The sequence below is a fragment of the Methylobacterium sp. Leaf125 genome (assembly GCF_001423085.1).
Classification (GTDB): Bacteria; Pseudomonadota; Alphaproteobacteria; order Rhizobiales; family Beijerinckiaceae; genus Methylobacterium.
Genome location: NZ_LMNU01000026.1, coordinates 1 through 16,632 on the forward strand (window position 1 = coordinate 1; position 16,632 = coordinate 16,632).

The window sequence follows — 16,632 nt, forward strand, 5'->3', positions numbered from 1 at the left end:
CATGGCAGATCCAGGTCAGGTTTCAGCCCCCTCCTGGAATCACTGCCATCCCGGCCACTCAACCCTGCCTCAGCCCCTTATCGGACGGGCTCTCAGATCGCCACGGCCGCCGAGGCACGCGGGTTGATGATGGCGGAGCGTCGTAAGCCCCGGGCAGCTTGATCGCTCCGGGAGCGACGGTGAGCAGCACCGCAAATTATGCTGCTCACCACTCCGTCTGCCACATGTACGTGGTCCACTGCACACACGGCGAAAGGCTGCGTTTTAGCGCTTTTTATGAGTGTATTTTCAAGAGCTTAGGCGAGCCGATGTCGTCGCCAGCTACTTGCGCGCAGGACATCAAGATCCAGCGATCGCGACGCTGCCAACGGCCTTCGCATGCCTCCCCTGGCGACCGATCAGTGCGCGAGGCCCACCGGCTTGTCGAGCTCCACGCGAAAGCGGATGGCCTGATCGAACAGCGGCGCTTTCCGGTATTGCCGATCACGCCGCCACGAGGGGGCGCTCTCATCACCCACCAGCCGCGTCTCGAACAAGCCCAACCATGTGAGCGGTCGCAGCACCCGGCTCTCGAAGGCATAGCCCGCGAAATCCGCCGGACCTTGGTCCAGCGCAGGATCCCACACGGTGCAGCTGCGCATCAGGTCTTCACGCGCGATCCATTCCGGTGTCATGACAGAAAGGCACCACAGCACGATGCCGATGTGGTTCTGAGGCCAGGCCTCCACGGGCACACGGTCGAAATATCCGAGGTTGATCCTCCAGAACACCGTCTCGAACAGGCAGCGGAACAGCTCACTAGCCTGCTCCTCACGGCCCAGGGTCACACCGGCTTTGGTCACGAGCAGGCGCTTCTCCCGTTTGCGCATCAGCTTGGCGGTCTGCGCGATCAGCCGGGTGGCCTCGACGGGCATCACGTCGATCTCGTTGAGCACCTTGTTCATCACGAGCACCTGGGCCTTGTCATAGTCGGGCCAGCTCATGGCATCGAACAGCGCGCGAACGTCGGCGCGACACAGCGCCCCCGTAGCAGTGAGCGTGAGGCCGGCGTGTGCCTGAGCCCGCCGGATCATCATCCGCGTGGTCGCGACCAGCGGTGCGGCCATCGCGGCATCCCCGCCGGCATCAATGGCGATCACCTCCGGCATTCCCATACCCGGGCGATCCAGCAGAGCATCCAGGCTGGTGTGCGAGAGAAGGCTCCAGACCGGCGGGTGGGTGAGCGTCGTCATACGAGGATATGTGCCACCGCCCCGGCGGTCGTGGCCAGGGCTTTCAGCGCTGCTTCAGAAGGCTCACCCACGCGATCGAAGGCCTTCCGGGCTGCCAGGGTGCTGAATCCGAGGCCCGCCGGTCCTGGAGCTTCCTGGGCGCAGGATGACAGGTGCTGCTCCGGGGGAGGGCGCATAGGGCGGTGTGGCCGTGCCCATCCGATCCCTCAGGAGATGCAAGGATAAGCGATGTTCCGGCTCTGGCTCACCAGCACAGCCATCGGCACGTGTGCGGCATGGTACTCGGGCCTCGATCCATTCGCCCCCTACCTCTACGAGGTCATCATCCTCGGCGCCCTGGTGTTCGGCGCGGGCTTTCTCATGCTTGTGGCGGGTGCGCTCAGCAGCTCCATCCTCTTGGTGCTGGTGGTTGGCGCACTCCCCCTGGCCATGGGCTACGGCGAGCGCATCCTGCAGAGGGAGATTAAACCCAGCGGAGCCTTCCATCGCTACGGCGCTGATGCACCCGTGGGCCTGCAGACAAGGATCGAAGGGTCCCACCTTTACGGGCGCATCACCAATCGGCACCCCCGGGACTGGTTGCGCCTGGCCATGGTCCAATGCACGCTGGTGTTCGCGAACGGCACGCCCAGTCAGCGTGTGAGAGAGATTTCCGTTGGCGCCGGGGGATGGTTGGCATCGGGAGAAGAGGTGGAGCAACCCTTGCTAAGCAGCTCTGGGCTCCTGTGGGAACCCGGCCTGAGCATGACGCTCACCACCTGTGGCATTGGCTCCGCCGATTTCTACGCGGACCCCGAAGTCAAACCCGCGTTCACCTTCGCCAAGGACAAAAACAACCACTACGTGTTCGAGGTCACCAACACGCGGCTTGATGCTATACTCACGCAGGTCGGCTTTTCCTGCTGGGTCCTGAACGCTGCGAGTGGCAGCAACCCGCACAAGCAGGATCTGCGGGTGATCCCTTTGTACGCGGACGGCAATAGCTATCGCGTGCCACCTGAGCAGCGAATAACCCTCTACAACACCCAGCTTTTCGCCGGTCGCAGCATCACAAGCTGCGCCGTGAAAGAGGTTTCGTGGGGCCATTGAGCGACGCGTCTCCAGGGTCGCCGCTTCACACTGCCGGAGCCTCTGGGTTGGTGCGCACGGAATATCGGTCACGTGCTGTGATCCGGTCCACCGGGAGATCGGGCATTGCACGCCCAAACACCTCCTGCTCCAGGAAGGCTCGCTCGATCTGCAGCTGCTCCTCATCGCAGTCCAGGTACCAACATCGGCGTGGACCGCTCCACCGAAAGCCGCGCTGTTTCAAAGTGTCCTTGGTCTCGAACGGGGCTCCTTGCGCCCATAAGCGTACAGTGGGCCGGCGGGCAGTTTCAAGCAGGGCTGACAGGGCCAACCTTCCAGAGGCCTGTAGCGGCTGCGCCAGCAGCGCCATGAGAGCGTGGCAATCATCAATCGCTCGGTGACCCTTATGGAAAAACCCATAGTCGATCAGCAGGTAGCCCAGCTTCATGCCCTCATGGCCCTCTGCCCGCCATGGGATCTGATGGCACGAGCAGGCCCAATTCTTTTCTGCAAAGAACGGCCAGCGGGCTTCACACATCTGGCGGTCAAAGCTGGCATTGTGAGCGATCACCACGGCGGCGTCGGCTGCCAGGGCCTGCACAGCAGCATCATCGATCCGCTGCCCGGCCACGTCGGCGTCGGTGATACCGGTGAGTCGGGTGATCTCGGCAGGGATGGGTTTACCCGGCTGCTGTAGACGGTTGAAGGTCTCCATCAGGCGGTAGATACGTCCGCTAGCGCCATACTCGAATTTCAAAATGCCCAACTCGATCACTTCATCCGCGGCGTAGTCGGTGCCGGTGGTCTCGGTATCGAGGATCAAGCCGATGAAAGTGGGCTCATCGGGCGCATCTGGGCACGCACTTAGGGACACCAATCGACGCAGAACACGATAATCGCCAGTCGCTTCGAGCACAGCGGCGATGCTATCGAGGGGCTCGTTCAAAAGCGGTGCTCTCCGGTTGCATCCCCTGGACCGACCTGGCCCAAAGATAGCCGTTAGCCGACTAAGCGTAGCGTCTAGCGAGGGGTATTGGTATCACGTACGCAGCGCCCCTCAGCCACTCGGCTCCCAGGCTTACACCAATTTTTAGATGATACCCATGCTCGCGCCATTGGTGTCGGCCGTTGACACTGCTTTCGCATATCGCAACGATAATTGCGCCGAGACGGTTTTCGATCATATAATACGCCCCAATATCGCAAGCAATGCATTAGTTATTTTTGCGGTTGTTTAAGTATCTTGAACAAGATACGATTTCTGGAAAATTTGCGGGGGAGCGCTGGTGGCTATTATCTCGTTAGTACCAACTATTGAGTGCCTTACTGACGAAACGGTGCTAATTCAGGCATGGAGAAAGACCTCAAGATACATCAGATATCACAATTGGTTCTCCGATACGCTAGAACTTGATTTGACCGCAATCAACGTCAAAAATTTTATCGCAGAACTGGCTGACGAGATTAAATCGGGAGCCGCTCAGCGTTCAGATCCAATCAGGATGGTGCCGGCTCCAAAAAGTCAGGCTTGGCGCGTCGACGAAAGCGGTCGCTGGAACCCAGTTGGCACCAAGGGGGAAGCTATTAAAATTCGCCCGCTTGCCCATGTTAGCTTACGCGACCAAGTTTTAGCTACTGCTTTGATGATGTGCCTAGCAGACAGAGTTGAGCTGCGCCAGGGCGATCCGACGACACCGTTAGATAGTCCCAATATCAAGTCGGTCACCTCATACGGCAATCGACTGCTATGCGATTACGCTGGAGAATCAGCGCAACATCGGTGGGGATCATTAGCTCTATACCGTGGGTTCTATGAAGATTACCAAACTTTTTTGCAGCGACCTGAATTTATCGCTGAATCTATAAATGGCAAAGGACCGACTATAATAATAGTGCAATCTGACTTGAAGCAATTTTATGATCGGGTCACGAGGGATCTTCTTCATGGCTCCATACGAAGCCTTCAAGATTCTACCGACGATCCCGAATTCTTTGCTCTAGCTACAAAATTTCTGTCATGGGATTGGGCGCTCGAAGATAAGTTTCAAGTAGAAACTTACGCAAATCAATCAAAAATCCCAAATTTCAACACGACTATTCTTCCGCAAGGATTAGTTGCTGCTGGTTTTTTCGCAAACTTGGCTCTATCAAAATTCGATCAACAGATACGAGACCAAATCGACCATTATATAATTCCCGACGTCAAACTTCACGACGCATCTCGCTACGTCGATGATCTTCGCTTTGTTATTACAGCTCCAGCGAATGTTAATCTTGAGCAACTGCGGATTGAAGTATTTGAATGGGTCTCCCGCAATCTAAATGAAACTGCGCCAGGCCTTACTCCATCAGCAGAAAAAACCCTGCTTTCATCATTTCGAACAAACGAAAGACCGTTGCTACAACAGAGCAAAAGAATGGGACGCATTCAGGCTGCAATCTCAGGCGGGTTTGATCCCATTTTAGGAGGAGAAATTCTAGATTCCGTGATTGGTCTGACTCGTGCTCAAGAACGCCTGGAAGTAGCAGCATCAATTAATCCTCACGATCCATTTCGGCCCATCCCTGATGTGCGAGACTCTACTGTTGACCGATTCGCCGCAGGACGGTTTCGCAAGACCTATCGCTCACTTCGTCCCCAGCTGTGGCAAACCAATGAGGATCAAAAACAACATGGGGCTAATGAACCTTATAGCCAATTCAAAGGTGTTCGAACTCGCGAGGAGCTGGATGACGAAACCCATGCATTTGCGTTGGAATTGATCTCAAAATGGACCAATGATCCTTCAAACGTCCGGCTATTGCGGATCGCTTTTGACCTGTGGCCAGACCCTAATCTTTTGCAACGTGTATTAAATCTAATGCGACCGTTTACTGAAAAGGGAGCCACACGAAAAGCTGCAAGGCGAGTGCCTTGGTACTGCCTATCAGAAATACTTCGCGCTGGTGCCGTTGAGACGGCTTTTGTAGAGGATGATGAGCAACTACCCTCCGGGGCAGATGTGATCGGCTATCGGCGCCTCCTGCGCGAGGAGGCTCTAAGAGTCTCTAACACAAACGAAATTCGCCTTCCTTGGTATCTTATCCAGCAGGCGCACTTGCTTCTTGCTACTGTTCCGCCTTCATCCGATGAGTTACCATCACTAAAGCGCAAAGATCGTTCATCATATTCTCGGCTACTTCGATTTCTCAATGGCGATCCGGCAGGAGTTCCTGCTAAGGATTTTGCTACGTATTCAGTACTTGCACGGCGCTCATTTTTGAATGAGTCCCGGGCAATCGATTTGATTGGGCCACAGCTCGATGCTGCACGGCTAAATGCGATAGCTTCACTTGATCCTAATTTTACGATGGAGCTTATCAAAAGCACCGGAGAAACTTCATCGCTCTCTTCTCGGGTAAAGGCAGATCTAGGCATCGAAGATCAGTCTTCCACTCAATTCAAGACTCTTGCTGAGTTTGTGTATTCATCAGAGACAAGTCAATCGCTTCGAAACGAACAAGCGCTTTTGAGTTTTTCATCAAAATTTCTCGCGGCGGTTATTGAAAAATCGATACTTGGTCCAATAAGTCCCTCGGAAGTTGTCGTGGAAAATACTGCCGACAGCTTGGAACTGCATCAACTACAAATCAACCAGAAGAACTTGAGCGGTCCTTCCCTCTACGATCCGCCTGAATGGTGTGGAGGTCATAGCCACTGGCGTTTTCAGCTAGGTTTTCTACTTCGGTTCATTCTTACTGTCCAAGCCGACTTTACCAGCACCGTACGCGGATCTAACTGGAAGGAAGAAAAGCAGATTTATCGGTCGCCAAACGCACATTGGCACGAACGCATCTATGGCTTTTTTAACGGCCATTCAGCCTTCGGCGACGATTGGCTGCCGATATCGGAGTGGATAGAAAAATTACTTTTTGGGTTGCTTTGGTGGCCGGGATGCGCGGGACGTCTCCTTGACACACCAGTCACCGAGAATGTGAAAGAAACACTCGAGGCCATCGACCAACGACTTGAATTCATTCGCGGCATGCAAGGGAGAAGTGTAGCTCTTGTTCCACTAAGAGCACCAGGAGCATTTCAGCGGCATGGAAAGCCTTTGCGCACTTGTGTTGTACAAATGGCGTTTCCATCAATGAGCGAATTTGATGTTGCTGACCTCAAGATGTCGTCGGCGGATCGCAGGATTCGACATCGCCGACATCTTTCAGCTGCACTTTCCGCTGTTCGTAGTTCATTAGCGCTACGAGAGACACACAAGCAAATGGAGGGACGTCTCGATTGGCTTATCTTACCTGAGCTTTCCGTTCACCCGAATGACGTACATACCCACCTTGTTCCCTTTGCACGAGCTCATAAAACGATTATTCTCGCAGGACTAACCTATGAAGAGCTATTCATCGGTAAGCCATTAGTAAATTCTGCTATTTGGGTGATACCAACGCAAGATCCAACGAGGGGAGTACAAATTCTTACTAGAAGGCAGGGAAAAAAGCATCTTGCGCCTAATGAAAAAGGCTACGAGGCCGCTGGCCTAATTCAGGCTTTTCGCCCCTGTCAATGGTTAATAGGCTATGATTGGTCCCCAAACACAGCGGACGATCTGCTTTGGCTTACTGCTTCAATATGTTTCGATGCAACTGATCTTAGCTTGGCCTCGGATCTAAAAAATAAATCTGATGTATTTGCCATACCGGCCCTCAATAAGGACGTAAACACGTTCGACAATATGGCTATAGCCCTGCATTATCATATGCATCAAATGGTTGTTGTGGCGAACAATGGTCACTACGGTGGCAGTAATGCATACGCGCCTTTCAAAGATGCGTGGAATCGTAGGATATTTCACACTCACGGACAGCCTCAAGCCTCGATCTTGTTCTTTGAACTCGATGATATCGCGGCCTTTAAGAATCGCGGTGTAAGTAATGGTTCCTTCAAACCGAAACCGGCTGGATAAATAATAATACCCACTTACTCAGCGAGTCCTGATTGCGCCAAGCAGGTATGTCTTCGACTAGCCGATAGGTAATTCGATCAAGCGCCTCCAGATAGATCCCCATCTGCCGCGCGCTCGATTATGCTAACGAAGGGTTGATAGCCGACATAGCGCACCGCTAGCACAGCTGCCCGAGAGCGCTTTACAATCAGCAGCTTAGCGCTGCTCTAGCTCAAATCATAATCCTTGTGTCGGGGGTTCAAATCCCTCCCTCGCTACCAATGAATTCAATAACTTAGCAGAAAAATCTTCACTGAAATCTAATGAAACTTTCGCTGGGTCGCAATTGGGTTGCCAAACCCTTGCGGCCCAGTCGCATTTTCCGTCCCTTCTATTCCGCTCGAAGTTCGCTCCTTGGTGGAAGCATTCGAGTACCTGCGATGGATCGATTACGCCTTCCCGCGAATCGATTCCTTCGTAGCAAGCAAAGCTGCAGACGCCGAGGTAGGCCCCCAGAGTGCTCCTCTGCTCCTCCGCTTCCGGCGGGAAGTCGAGGTTGCCCGCGGCTAACATTACAGTTGCGTTTTAATGTGTGATGTCCGTCGGGTGGCTGTCCTGGGCTTCAGGCCTTGTCGTCGCCGTTTGCGGTCTGAGGTACGGCGTTTGAGATGGGCTTGGCGAGCGGCGGCCTGATGCGCCCGTCGCCGGAGCGACCCTGCGATGACGTGAGCGGGCTGGATGCGCCGCTGCGCGAGTCGGACCGCGATGCGGCGGATCTCCTGCACCGACCCGCGGATCAATGGGCGTGTAGTCTCGTCCGAGCCGGTCTTTTTGGGGGCAGTACGTTGGCGTGATGGCGGATCACCGCCAGCAGGGCGAAGGCCATCATCACCAGGCTGACGGGTCGGTGCCCGCCGTGCCAGGAGCGGGTCTCGTTGTGAGCGAGCCCGAGTTCGGTCTTGGCCGTCTCGAACGCATCCTCAATGCTCCAACGTCGTCCCTCGACCGCCACCAGGGTCTGGATCGGCGTGCCGGCCGGGCACCAGGTCGTGAAGTAGGCCAGCTCGGCGTCAGCCAAGCTGCGCCGGATCTTGACGCCAAGGCCCAGGATCGCCCGCGGCTTCCGCCCGCATCCAACCGGTCTTGCGCCGCTCCGCGCCGAACCGTCCGTCCAGGACAGCACCCGCCGCGGCGGCGACCCGCTCCTGGGTGAACAGAGGCCGCCTGCGCCCCTTCCCGTCTCGCAGCGCCGAGGCCCACAACTCCAGCGTCGCCTCGATAGAGATCCCGGTCGTCCATGATGCGCGAATCAGGGTGAGGCAGGGATTCAGAACCCCATCAACAACGTAACTGTAATGCTAGGGTTGAGACGGGATCGCCGGAGGCGCATCCACTCCCCGAATATGGTCACGCGAGCCGTGACTTCTCGAGCCGCGCCCCCCGCGACCTACCCGGACAGGCGAGAGGGCTGGTCGAGCAGGGGGGCGCGGCGTGGGGCGGTTCATGCGCTCGCCCGGGCAATGAGCCCCAACGCGATGGCGCGGCCCCGCCCGGCGGCGATCATGCAGGCGTTAGTGCGTCGCCGGCGGGGACCCGTCAGGAGCTCCACGAGCGTCCCGCACGAACCCGGAGCCCAATTCGACGGTTCACGCCGCCGGATGGTGCGCGCGAAAGTTGGCGGCGTCGGGAACACCGTGCCGTGGTCTAGGCCATGCTCCTGCACGAGGCCAAGCAGACCTTCCCAGCCCCCGGCACGGGACCGACGGATGGAGATCCGGGGGGCGTTCCTTCAGGGGGAGAACCCTCCGGAGAAGCCTTCCGTCGTGTCCCGATCTAAGTCCGCCGAAGGAAGACCAGGCGCGTGGGTTGCAGATCCCCCGGAGGCTTCCCGCCTATCCTTCATGGGAAAGGAATCGATCGGAGCGTACATGGCCATGGTGCTCCGGCCAAAGGGCAGGCAGGACCGCATCGACCTGAAAGTGCGCTTGCTTCGGTTTCCGGGCTGGGACCTTGCGCCCTTCGCGCCGTCGGCGGCGATTGCCGGCGTCACCGGGTGAAGCTGATGGGGATGCCTGTGTCCGGGTGCCGGAATATCCCCATGCGAATCCCGTAGACGGCTTCCAGTGACTCCGGCGTTAGAAGGTCGTCCGGGGAGCCGCGCCGAATGAGGTGCCCGCCGTGCAAGGCGAGGATCTCGTCGCAGTAGCGGGCCGCCAGGTTGATGTCGTGCAGGACCACCAGCACCGTGACGCCGCGCGCATCGGCCAGGCGCCGGACCAGGGCCATCACCTCGACCTGGTGCGCGACGTCGAGGGCCGAGATCGGCTCGTCGAGGAGGAGGCAGCCGGCATCCTGCGCCACCAGCATGGCGAGCCAGACCCGCTGGCGCTCGCCCCCCGAGAGGCTGTCGACGAGACGCTCGGCGAAGGCCTCCGTGCCGGTGAGCGCCATCGCCTCCGTGACGATGCGGCGGTCGGCGGCGCCGATCCGCCCCAGGGCTCCGTGCCAGGGATAGCGGCCCATGGCGACGAGCTCGCGCACCAGCAGTCCCGGCGCCTGGGGCGTCGCCTGCGGCAGGTAGGCGACGGCGCGCGCGAAGGCCCTGTCGCCCCAGTCGTCAAGGGCGCGACCCCGGAAGCCGATGCGGCCCCCGCTCGGGCGCTGCTGGCGTCCCAGCAGCTTGATCAGGGTCGATTTGCCGGAACCGTTATGCCCCACGAGGCCGACGACGCCCCGGCTCGGCAAGTCGAGGGTGAGGGGAGCGAGGAGCTGGCGCCCGGGCACCACGAACGACACCCCATCGAGCCGATAGCCCACCGCGTCCCCCGCCGGTGGGGCGGCCCCGGGGGCTTCGGCGGGTGGAGAGGCCGTGGCGATCATCCGGGATGGTCCGTCGGGGCGTGAGGTCGGGCGGGGCGTGAGGTCGGGCGGGGCGTGAGGTCGGGCGGGGCGGGATCAGGCCGAGGCGCGGACCGGGGGAGCGTCCCTCAGCAGCGCCTGCGCGATCTCCTGCCCGCGAACCACCAGGATGGAAAGCAGGGTGTCGCTCAGGCCGTGGCTCTCCTCGCTGAAACCCTGCAGGTAGACGGCCGGCTCGAAGCCGGGCCGGGTCCGCAGGCGGTAATCGCGATCGACGCCTCCGTCCGCGAGGTAGGGCTCCAGGGCCGGCATCAGGGACCGGACCCGGTCGCGCCGATAGCCGGTGGCCAGGATCACCGCGTCGTAGCGGTCCCGGCGGCGGGCGCCCTCGGCCTCGTCGACGAGGTCGAGCGCGACCTGCGGGCCGTGGTCGGTCACGGCCTCCACGCGGGTCCGCCGGTACAGGGCGTGCCGGGCCGCGCCCACGACCTTCTGCTGGTAGAGGATCTCGTAGATCCGGGTCAGGAGATCGCCGTCGATCACCGAGTAGTTGGTGCCGCGGAATTCCTCGATCAGCGCGCTGCGGCCCGGATCGGGCTGGCCATAGACGAAGTCGGTGAAGTCGGGATTGAAGATCTCGTTGACGAAGGGGCTGTCGTCGGCCGGCTTCAGGGCCTGGCCGCGGAAGATCATGTCGATCCGTGCGCCCGGCAGCCGGCTCTGGAGGTCGAGGAACAGCTCGGCGGCGGTCTGGCCGGCGCCGATCACGGCGATGCGCGGCGAGGGGCCGGCGAGGGGGAGCGCCTCGATGCTCCGAAGGTAGCCTGAGGAATGAAACACGCGCGGATTGCCATGCAAGCCCGCGAAGGCCTCCGGGATGCGCGGCTCGCCGCCCGTGGCGAGGACGACGGCCCGGGTCCGGCGGCGACGCTCGCGCCCAGCGCCGTCCGCCGAGCGCACGACGAGGTGGCGCACCGTCTCGCCCGTCCGCTCCGGCTCCACCGCCAGGACGGTCTCGCCGTAGTCGCACCGGTCGGCGAAGTGGGACGCCACCCAGCGCAGGTAGTCGTTGAACTCGATCCGGCTCGGATAGAACGACTTGCGGTTGATGTAGTCGGTCAGCCGGCCGTGCACGTGCAGGTAATTGATGAAGCTGAACGGGCTCGTCGGGTCGCGCAGGGTGACGAGGTCCTTCAGGAACGAGATCTGCATGCCGCTGTCGGGGAGCAGCATGCCACCGTGCCAGAGAAACTCGGGCTGGCGCTCCAGGTAGCGCACCCGGGCGGGGCGTCCGCTTCGGCGGCCGGCCTCGTCGAGGGCGATGGCGAGAGCGAGGTTCGACGGGCCGAAGCCGATCCCGATCACGTCCTGCACGGCGCCGTCCGGTCTCTCGCCGCCGAAGGTGAACGCCTCGGACTCAGCGGCCGGGCTTCGAAGGCCCAGGGCGGCGTCGGACTGATAGCCTTCTGTCATGCGGCGGCTCCCAGCGCGCGGTCTGCGATTGTCGCGTCGTCCCCGCGCGCGGGCTGCGCCTGCGGCGGGTTCGGCGCCCACAGCCGCTCGCCGAAGAAGCGCTCGCGCAACAGCATCACCAGGGCGGCGCGCTTGTGCGGGAAGTCGAAGGTCTTGATGCGGGCGAAGCCCGAGCGTTCGAGGTTGCGCAGCTGCTGGACGTGATCGGCCCGGGGCTCGCCGACGATCCGGTCGGTGCGCGCATCGTCGAGGAAGAGGGCGTGCATCAGCGAGGGCAGCCAGGCGGAGACGTAGGGCCGGCCACGGAACCGGTCCTCGCCCACCAGCACGTGCCAGCCGCGATCGTAGTCGCGCACCTCGTAGAACGGCGCGAGGCGGTTCTCCTTGGCCCAGTACACCTCGAAATAGCCGAACGGTTCGTCGCCGAAGCTGCCGATCAGGGGGAGCATGTGCGGATCGGCGATGAGGCCGGCGAGGTAGGCCTCGTGCTTGGCGCGGGAACCCGCCTCCGCCCAGACCGCGTCGACGCGCGGGTCGTTCATCCAGCGGTGCAGCCGATCGACGTCGTCGAGGGTCGCCGCCCGGAACGCAACCGACTGTCCGAGCCAGGGGATGAAGCGCCGATAGAGGAGTCCCGTAGGCTTGGGCGCACGCAAGGGATGGCGCCGCCCCTCGGTCATCACCGGCATGGCGGGGAAGTCCCGGCGCGACGGGTCCGCGAGCCAGGGCTCGGGGCGCTGCCAGAGCAGGGCGGCATGGACCGCGAGCGCGTCCCCGTCTCCCACCGCGAGGCCCGCGGCGCGCAGGGCCGGCACGAGATCCGCGGCGCTCGCGAGGTCCAGACCGATCCGGTCCTGGTCCGGATGGGCCGCCGAGACGGCCTCGAACGCGGCCATCAGGGCGGGCAGCGCGGTTGCGGCGTCCAGGCCCTCCCCATCCTCGAAGGTCAGGCGTACGGGGCCGGTCCCGGACAGCCGCAGGCGCAGGGCCACACGGTCGTCCGCCACGACGCTGAGCTGTTCGCCGGCCTGGTGGACGATCCGGGGGCGGCCGGCCGCCTCTGCGGCGCGAAAGGGCATGGGGGTTCGCAACATCGGCCTCGCCTTCGCTGGCAGGTCTGCACGGCTGACAGGTCTGCACGCCGACAGGTTCTCCGCTGTCAGGTTCTCCGCTGTCAGGCGCGGACCGCCCCCGATCGCGCCGGGGACGCAGCACCTGTTGCCCACAAGGACGCCGGGGCGCCGCCGCGATTTAGGCCCAGCCCGAACTTTTTTCGCGGCGTCGGACTAAATTCGCGGCGGCCCTCACCGTCCTGCCTAGCGAGACCGCAGCGTTCCGGGAGCAGGCCCATGGCGATCGACGACAGCGAAGCGACGTTCCTCGTCGTCCTCAACCACGAGGCGCAATACTCCATCTGGCCGTCCTTCCGGCCGGTGCCGCAGGGCTGGGCCGCCACCGGATATTCAGGGACCCGGGCCGACTGCCTCGCCCATATCGACACGGTCTGGACCGACATGCGCCCGGCCTCGCTGCGGCGCGCCCTCGACGGGGACGCGCCGGCGCCCCGGACCTGAGCCCGCCGCTCCCCAGCCTCGCATGTCGTCAGGAGATCCGATGACCGTCGTCGTCCCGCGCGCTCCGATCACGGTGGCCCCCGCCCGCGATTTCGTCCGCCACCTGCGCGGGCTGGCCGAGGCCCATGGCCCGGTCGCGGCCCTGCATTTCCTCGACGATCCGGCCTCCGGCGAGATCACGGTGAGCTACGCGGACCTCGACCGGCGCGTCCGGGCCGTCGCTGCCCGGCTCCAGGGCCATGCGCTGCCGGGCGACCGGGTCGCCGTGATGCTGGAGACGGGCCTCGACTACGTGGCGGCCTTCTTCGGCTGCCTCTATGCCGGCCTGATCGCGGTGCCGGCCTTCCCGCCCGAGGCGCTCCGGGCGCAGCATCAGGCCCGGCTGTCGGCGATCCTGACGGATTCCGAGCCGGCGGCGATCCTCGTGCACCGCGAGGCCGCCGACATCGTCCGGGCCATGCCGGGGGCCGCCGCGGCGGTGGTCCTCAGCGTCGAGGACATCGCGACGGCGGAGGCCGCGGACTGGCGAGGCCAATTGCCGGAGCCGGACGGGATCGCCTTCCTACAATACACCTCCGGCTCCACGGCCTCGCCCAAGGGCGTCGTGGTCAGCCACGCCAACCTGATGGCGAACGAGCGCGCGATCCGCGATGGCCTCAGCTTCCGCGCGGACGACGTGATGGTGAGCTGGCTGCCGCTCTACCACGACATGGGCCTGATCGGTGGGCTGCTGCAGCCGATCCATGCCGGCATCCCGGCTGTGCTGATGTCGCCCAAGCACTTCCTGGGGCGTCCCGCCCGCTGGCCGGAGGCGATCCACCGCCATCGCGGCACGGTGAGCGGCGGCCCCGACTTCGCCTTCCGGCTCTGCCATGACCGCATCGACGACGACGCCCTGGCGCGCCTCGACCTATCCTCCTGGCAGGTGGCCTTCTCGGGCTCCGAGATGGTGCGCGCCGCGACCATGGCGGATTTCGCCGCGCGCTTCGCCCCTGCCGGCTTTGACCCGCGCGCGCTCATGCCCTGCTACGGCCTCGCCGAGGCGACCCTGTTCGTTTCGGCGGGCAGGCGCGGCGCCGGCCTGCGCAGCCTCGACCTCGACCCCGGGAGCCTAGCCCGGGGCGAGGCACGGGAGACGGCGAGCGAGGAGGCGAGCCGCCTCGTCGAGTGCGGCATGTCGCAGGAGGACCACCCGGTCAGGATCGCCGACCCGGCCGGGGTCTTCCTGCCGGAGGGCGTCGTCGGCGAGGTCCGCGTCTCCGGTCCCAGCCTCGCCCAGGGCTATTGGCGCAACCCGGCGGCGAGCGCCGAGACCTTCCCGGAGGTCGAGGGCCGGCGCTGGCTGCGTACCGGCGACCTCGGCTTCCTGACGGCGGGGCGGCTCGTCCTGGTGGGACGGGCCAAGGACCTCATCATCCTGCGCGGGCAGAACGTCTATCCGCAGGACGTCGAGCGGGTGGTCGAGGCGGAGGTCGACATCCTGCGCCAGGGCCGGATCGCCGCCTTCGGCCTGGAACGCGAGGGCCGCGAGGGCATCGGCGTCGCCGTGGAAGTCTCGCGCAGCGTCCAGAAGCTGGTGCGGCCCGAGGCTCTGGCGGACCTGGTCTCGGAAGCCGTGGCCGACGCTTTCCTGGAGACCGCCCGCGTCGTCGTGCTCCTCAATCCGGGCGGCCTGCCGCGCACCTCCAGCGGCAAGATCCAGCGCGGGGCGACCCGAGAGGGCTGGCTGGCGGGCAGCCTCGATGCCTACGCGGTGATCGAGGATGGGCGGCTGGCCGGGGCGCGAACGCAGCAATCCGCGGCTCTCACGCCCACCGAGGCACTGGTGGCCGGGCTGTTCGCCCGGATCCTCGGGCGGACGGAGCAGGATCGCGACAGCCACTTCTTCGCCCAAGGGGGCGACTCCCTCAGCGCGATCCGCATCCTGACCGAGATCCACGCCGCGACCGGCCTGTCCCTGCCCGCCGCGACCCTGTTCGCCCATCCGCGCCTCGGCGCCCTCGCGCATGCCCTGGACCGCCTGCGCGAGACCGGCGCCGCCCAGGCCGCGATCCCGCGCGCGGATCGGTCGGGCGCGCTACCGCTCTCGCCCGGTCAGGACCGCCTATGGTTCGAGGCCGCCTACGGCGACGGCCCCGGCCACCACATCGCCGGCGGACTGCGCCTCGACGGCCCCATGGACCGTGCGGCCCTCGAAACCACCCTGTCCGCGCTGACGGCGCGCCACGAGGCCTTCCGCACGCGGCTGCGCCAGCGCCCGGACGGGCGGGCGGATGCCGTGATCGATCCCGTGGCCGCATCGACCGGCCTGCCCGAAACGGACCTGTCTGGGCTCGACGAGCGGGCGCGCGAAGAAGCCCTGGAGGCGCTCATGCACGCAGAGGCGGAGGCTCCCTTCACCCTCGATGGCGGCGCCCTCTCCCGGTTCCGGCTGGTGCGCTGCGCCCCCGAGGCGCACGTGCTTCTCGTCACGATGCACCACATCGTCTGCGACGGCTGGTCGATGCGGGTGATCCTGCGCGAATGGCCGGCCCTCTACGCGGCGGCCCGCGTGGGCCGGGCGGATTCCCTCGAGCCCCTGCCGATCCAGCCCGTCGACGTCGCGGCTTGGCAGCGCGACCCGGCCCGGGAAGCGGCCCGCGCCGAGGACCTCGCCTGGTGGCGCGCGCGCCTGGATGGCCCGGAGCCGGATCTCGCTCTGAGCGACCGCGCCCGCCCAACCGAGACGGCGTCCCCCGGCCGGCTCGCTTTCCAGATCGATCCGGCCCTCGGCCGCGGCGTGGCGGATTTCGCGCGCGCCACCGGCACCTCGCCCTTCGCCGTGCTGACCGCCGCCTTCGCGCTGGTCCTGGGCCGCTTCGCGGGGACGCGCGCCCTGCGCCTCGCCCTGCCGGTGGCCGGGCGCCAGCGCCCGGAGACGGAGGGCCTCGTCGGCCTCTTCGTGAACACCCTGGTCATCCCGGTCGCGATCGAGCCCACCGGCGACGGGCGCGACCTTGTCGCTCGGGTCTGGTCCGTGCTGGCGGAGGCGCAGGCCCATGCCGAGCTGCCGTTCGAGCGCCTGGTGGAGGCGCTGCAGCCGCAGCGCGTGCCCGGCCGCGCCCCCCTGGCGCAGGTCATGATCAGCCAGCAGCCGGCCGGGCTCGGCACCCTCGGGGAGGCGGGCGGCCTCAGCCTCACGGCTTTCGGGCGGGATACAGGCACTCCGGCCTTTGACCTCGTTCTGGAAGTCGCGGAGAACGCGGAGGCGCCCGCCTGCACCTTCGCCTATCGCACCGCGCTGTTCGACGCCCCAGCGGTCACGAGAATCCGCGACGGTTTCCTTCGTCTTCTGGTTGCGCTGGTGGCGGAGCCTTCGCGGCGGGTGGACCTCCTGCCCCTCGTCCCGGAACGGACCCGCCTGGCCCTGTCGGCGCCCTATCCCGGACCGCTCCCCCTGGCCGAGGACCTCCTGCCGGGCCTGATCGCGCGCGCCGCCGCCGCACGCCCCGA

At 63.7% G+C, this 16,632-nt stretch carries 10 protein-coding genes and 1 pseudogene; 5 read left to right on the forward strand and 6 right to left on the reverse strand.

The window, feature by feature from the left end; translation table 11 throughout:
- Positions 1–398: 398 nt before the first annotated feature.
- The gene (locus tag ASF58_RS18005; RefSeq protein WP_055955588.1) at positions 399–1,232 is read right to left on the reverse strand and encodes a hypothetical protein; all 834 of its coding nucleotides are present in this window, start codon (positions 1,230–1,232) and stop codon (positions 399–401) included.
- A 228-nt stretch (positions 1,233–1,460) separates the two neighbouring features.
- Here ASF58_RS18005 and ASF58_RS18010 point away from each other — a divergent pair, with 228 nt between their 5' ends.
- On the forward strand, positions 1,461–2,321 hold the full coding sequence (locus ASF58_RS18010) for a hypothetical protein (protein ID WP_055955591.1): 861 nt from the start codon (positions 1,461–1,463) through the stop codon (positions 2,319–2,321).
- Positions 2,322–2,346: 25 nt separating this feature from the next.
- On the opposite strand, the gene ASF58_RS18015 is transcribed toward ASF58_RS18010, so the two are convergent.
- Positions 2,347–3,246 (reverse strand): 3'-5' exonuclease, encoded by a 900-nt coding sequence (locus ASF58_RS18015; protein ID WP_055955594.1) that lies wholly within the window; start codon positions 3,244–3,246, stop codon positions 2,347–2,349.
- A gap of 340 nt (positions 3,247–3,586) precedes the next feature.
- On the opposite strand from ASF58_RS18015, the gene ASF58_RS25260 reads away from it, so the two are divergent.
- Positions 3,587–7,255: an RNA-directed DNA polymerase gene (locus ASF58_RS25260; RefSeq protein ID WP_156375776.1), complete on the forward strand. Its 3,669-nt coding sequence runs from the start codon at positions 3,587–3,589 to the stop codon at positions 7,253–7,255.
- A 775-nt stretch (positions 7,256–8,030) separates the two neighbouring features.
- Here the strand turns inward: ASF58_RS25260 and ASF58_RS18020 are convergent.
- A pseudogene (locus ASF58_RS18020) lies at positions 8,031–8,547 on the reverse strand (hypothetical protein).
- A gap of 615 nt (positions 8,548–9,162) precedes the next feature.
- Here ASF58_RS18020 and ASF58_RS27545 point away from each other — a divergent pair.
- Positions 9,163–9,291: a hypothetical protein gene (locus tag ASF58_RS27545; protein WP_280137557.1), complete on the forward strand. Its 129-nt coding sequence runs from the start codon at positions 9,163–9,165 to the stop codon at positions 9,289–9,291.
- On the opposite strand, the gene ASF58_RS18025 is transcribed toward ASF58_RS27545, so the two are convergent.
- From ASF58_RS18025 to ASF58_RS18035, 3 genes are all read right to left on the reverse strand, one after another.
- On the reverse strand, positions 9,281–10,114 hold the full coding sequence (locus tag ASF58_RS18025) for an ATP-binding cassette domain-containing protein (protein ID WP_055955597.1): 834 nt from the start codon (positions 10,112–10,114) through the stop codon (positions 9,281–9,283). The genes ASF58_RS27545 and ASF58_RS18025 overlap by 11 nt on opposite strands.
- A gap of 75 nt (positions 10,115–10,189) precedes the next feature.
- Positions 10,190–11,566, reverse strand: coding sequence for a lysine N(6)-hydroxylase/L-ornithine N(5)-oxygenase family protein (locus ASF58_RS18030; RefSeq protein WP_082513158.1), 1,377 nt, complete (start codon positions 11,564–11,566; stop codon positions 10,190–10,192).
- A complete protein-coding gene (locus ASF58_RS18035; RefSeq protein WP_082513159.1) occupies positions 11,563–12,645 on the reverse strand; it encodes a GNAT family N-acetyltransferase in 1,083 nt (360 codons plus the stop codon). The genes ASF58_RS18030 and ASF58_RS18035 overlap by 4 nt, the downstream gene beginning before the upstream one ends.
- Positions 12,646–12,915: 270 nt before the next feature.
- Between ASF58_RS18035 and ASF58_RS18040 the strand changes: the two genes are divergently transcribed.
- Both ASF58_RS18040 and ASF58_RS18045 read left to right on the forward strand, forming a co-directional pair.
- Positions 12,916–13,140, forward strand: coding sequence for an MbtH family NRPS accessory protein (locus tag ASF58_RS18040; protein WP_055955600.1), 225 nt, complete (start codon positions 12,916–12,918; stop codon positions 13,138–13,140).
- A 40-nt stretch (positions 13,141–13,180) separates the two neighbouring features.
- The coding region (locus ASF58_RS18045) for a condensation domain-containing protein (protein ID WP_156375777.1) at positions 13,181–16,632 on the forward strand (3,452 nt) is incomplete at its 3' end.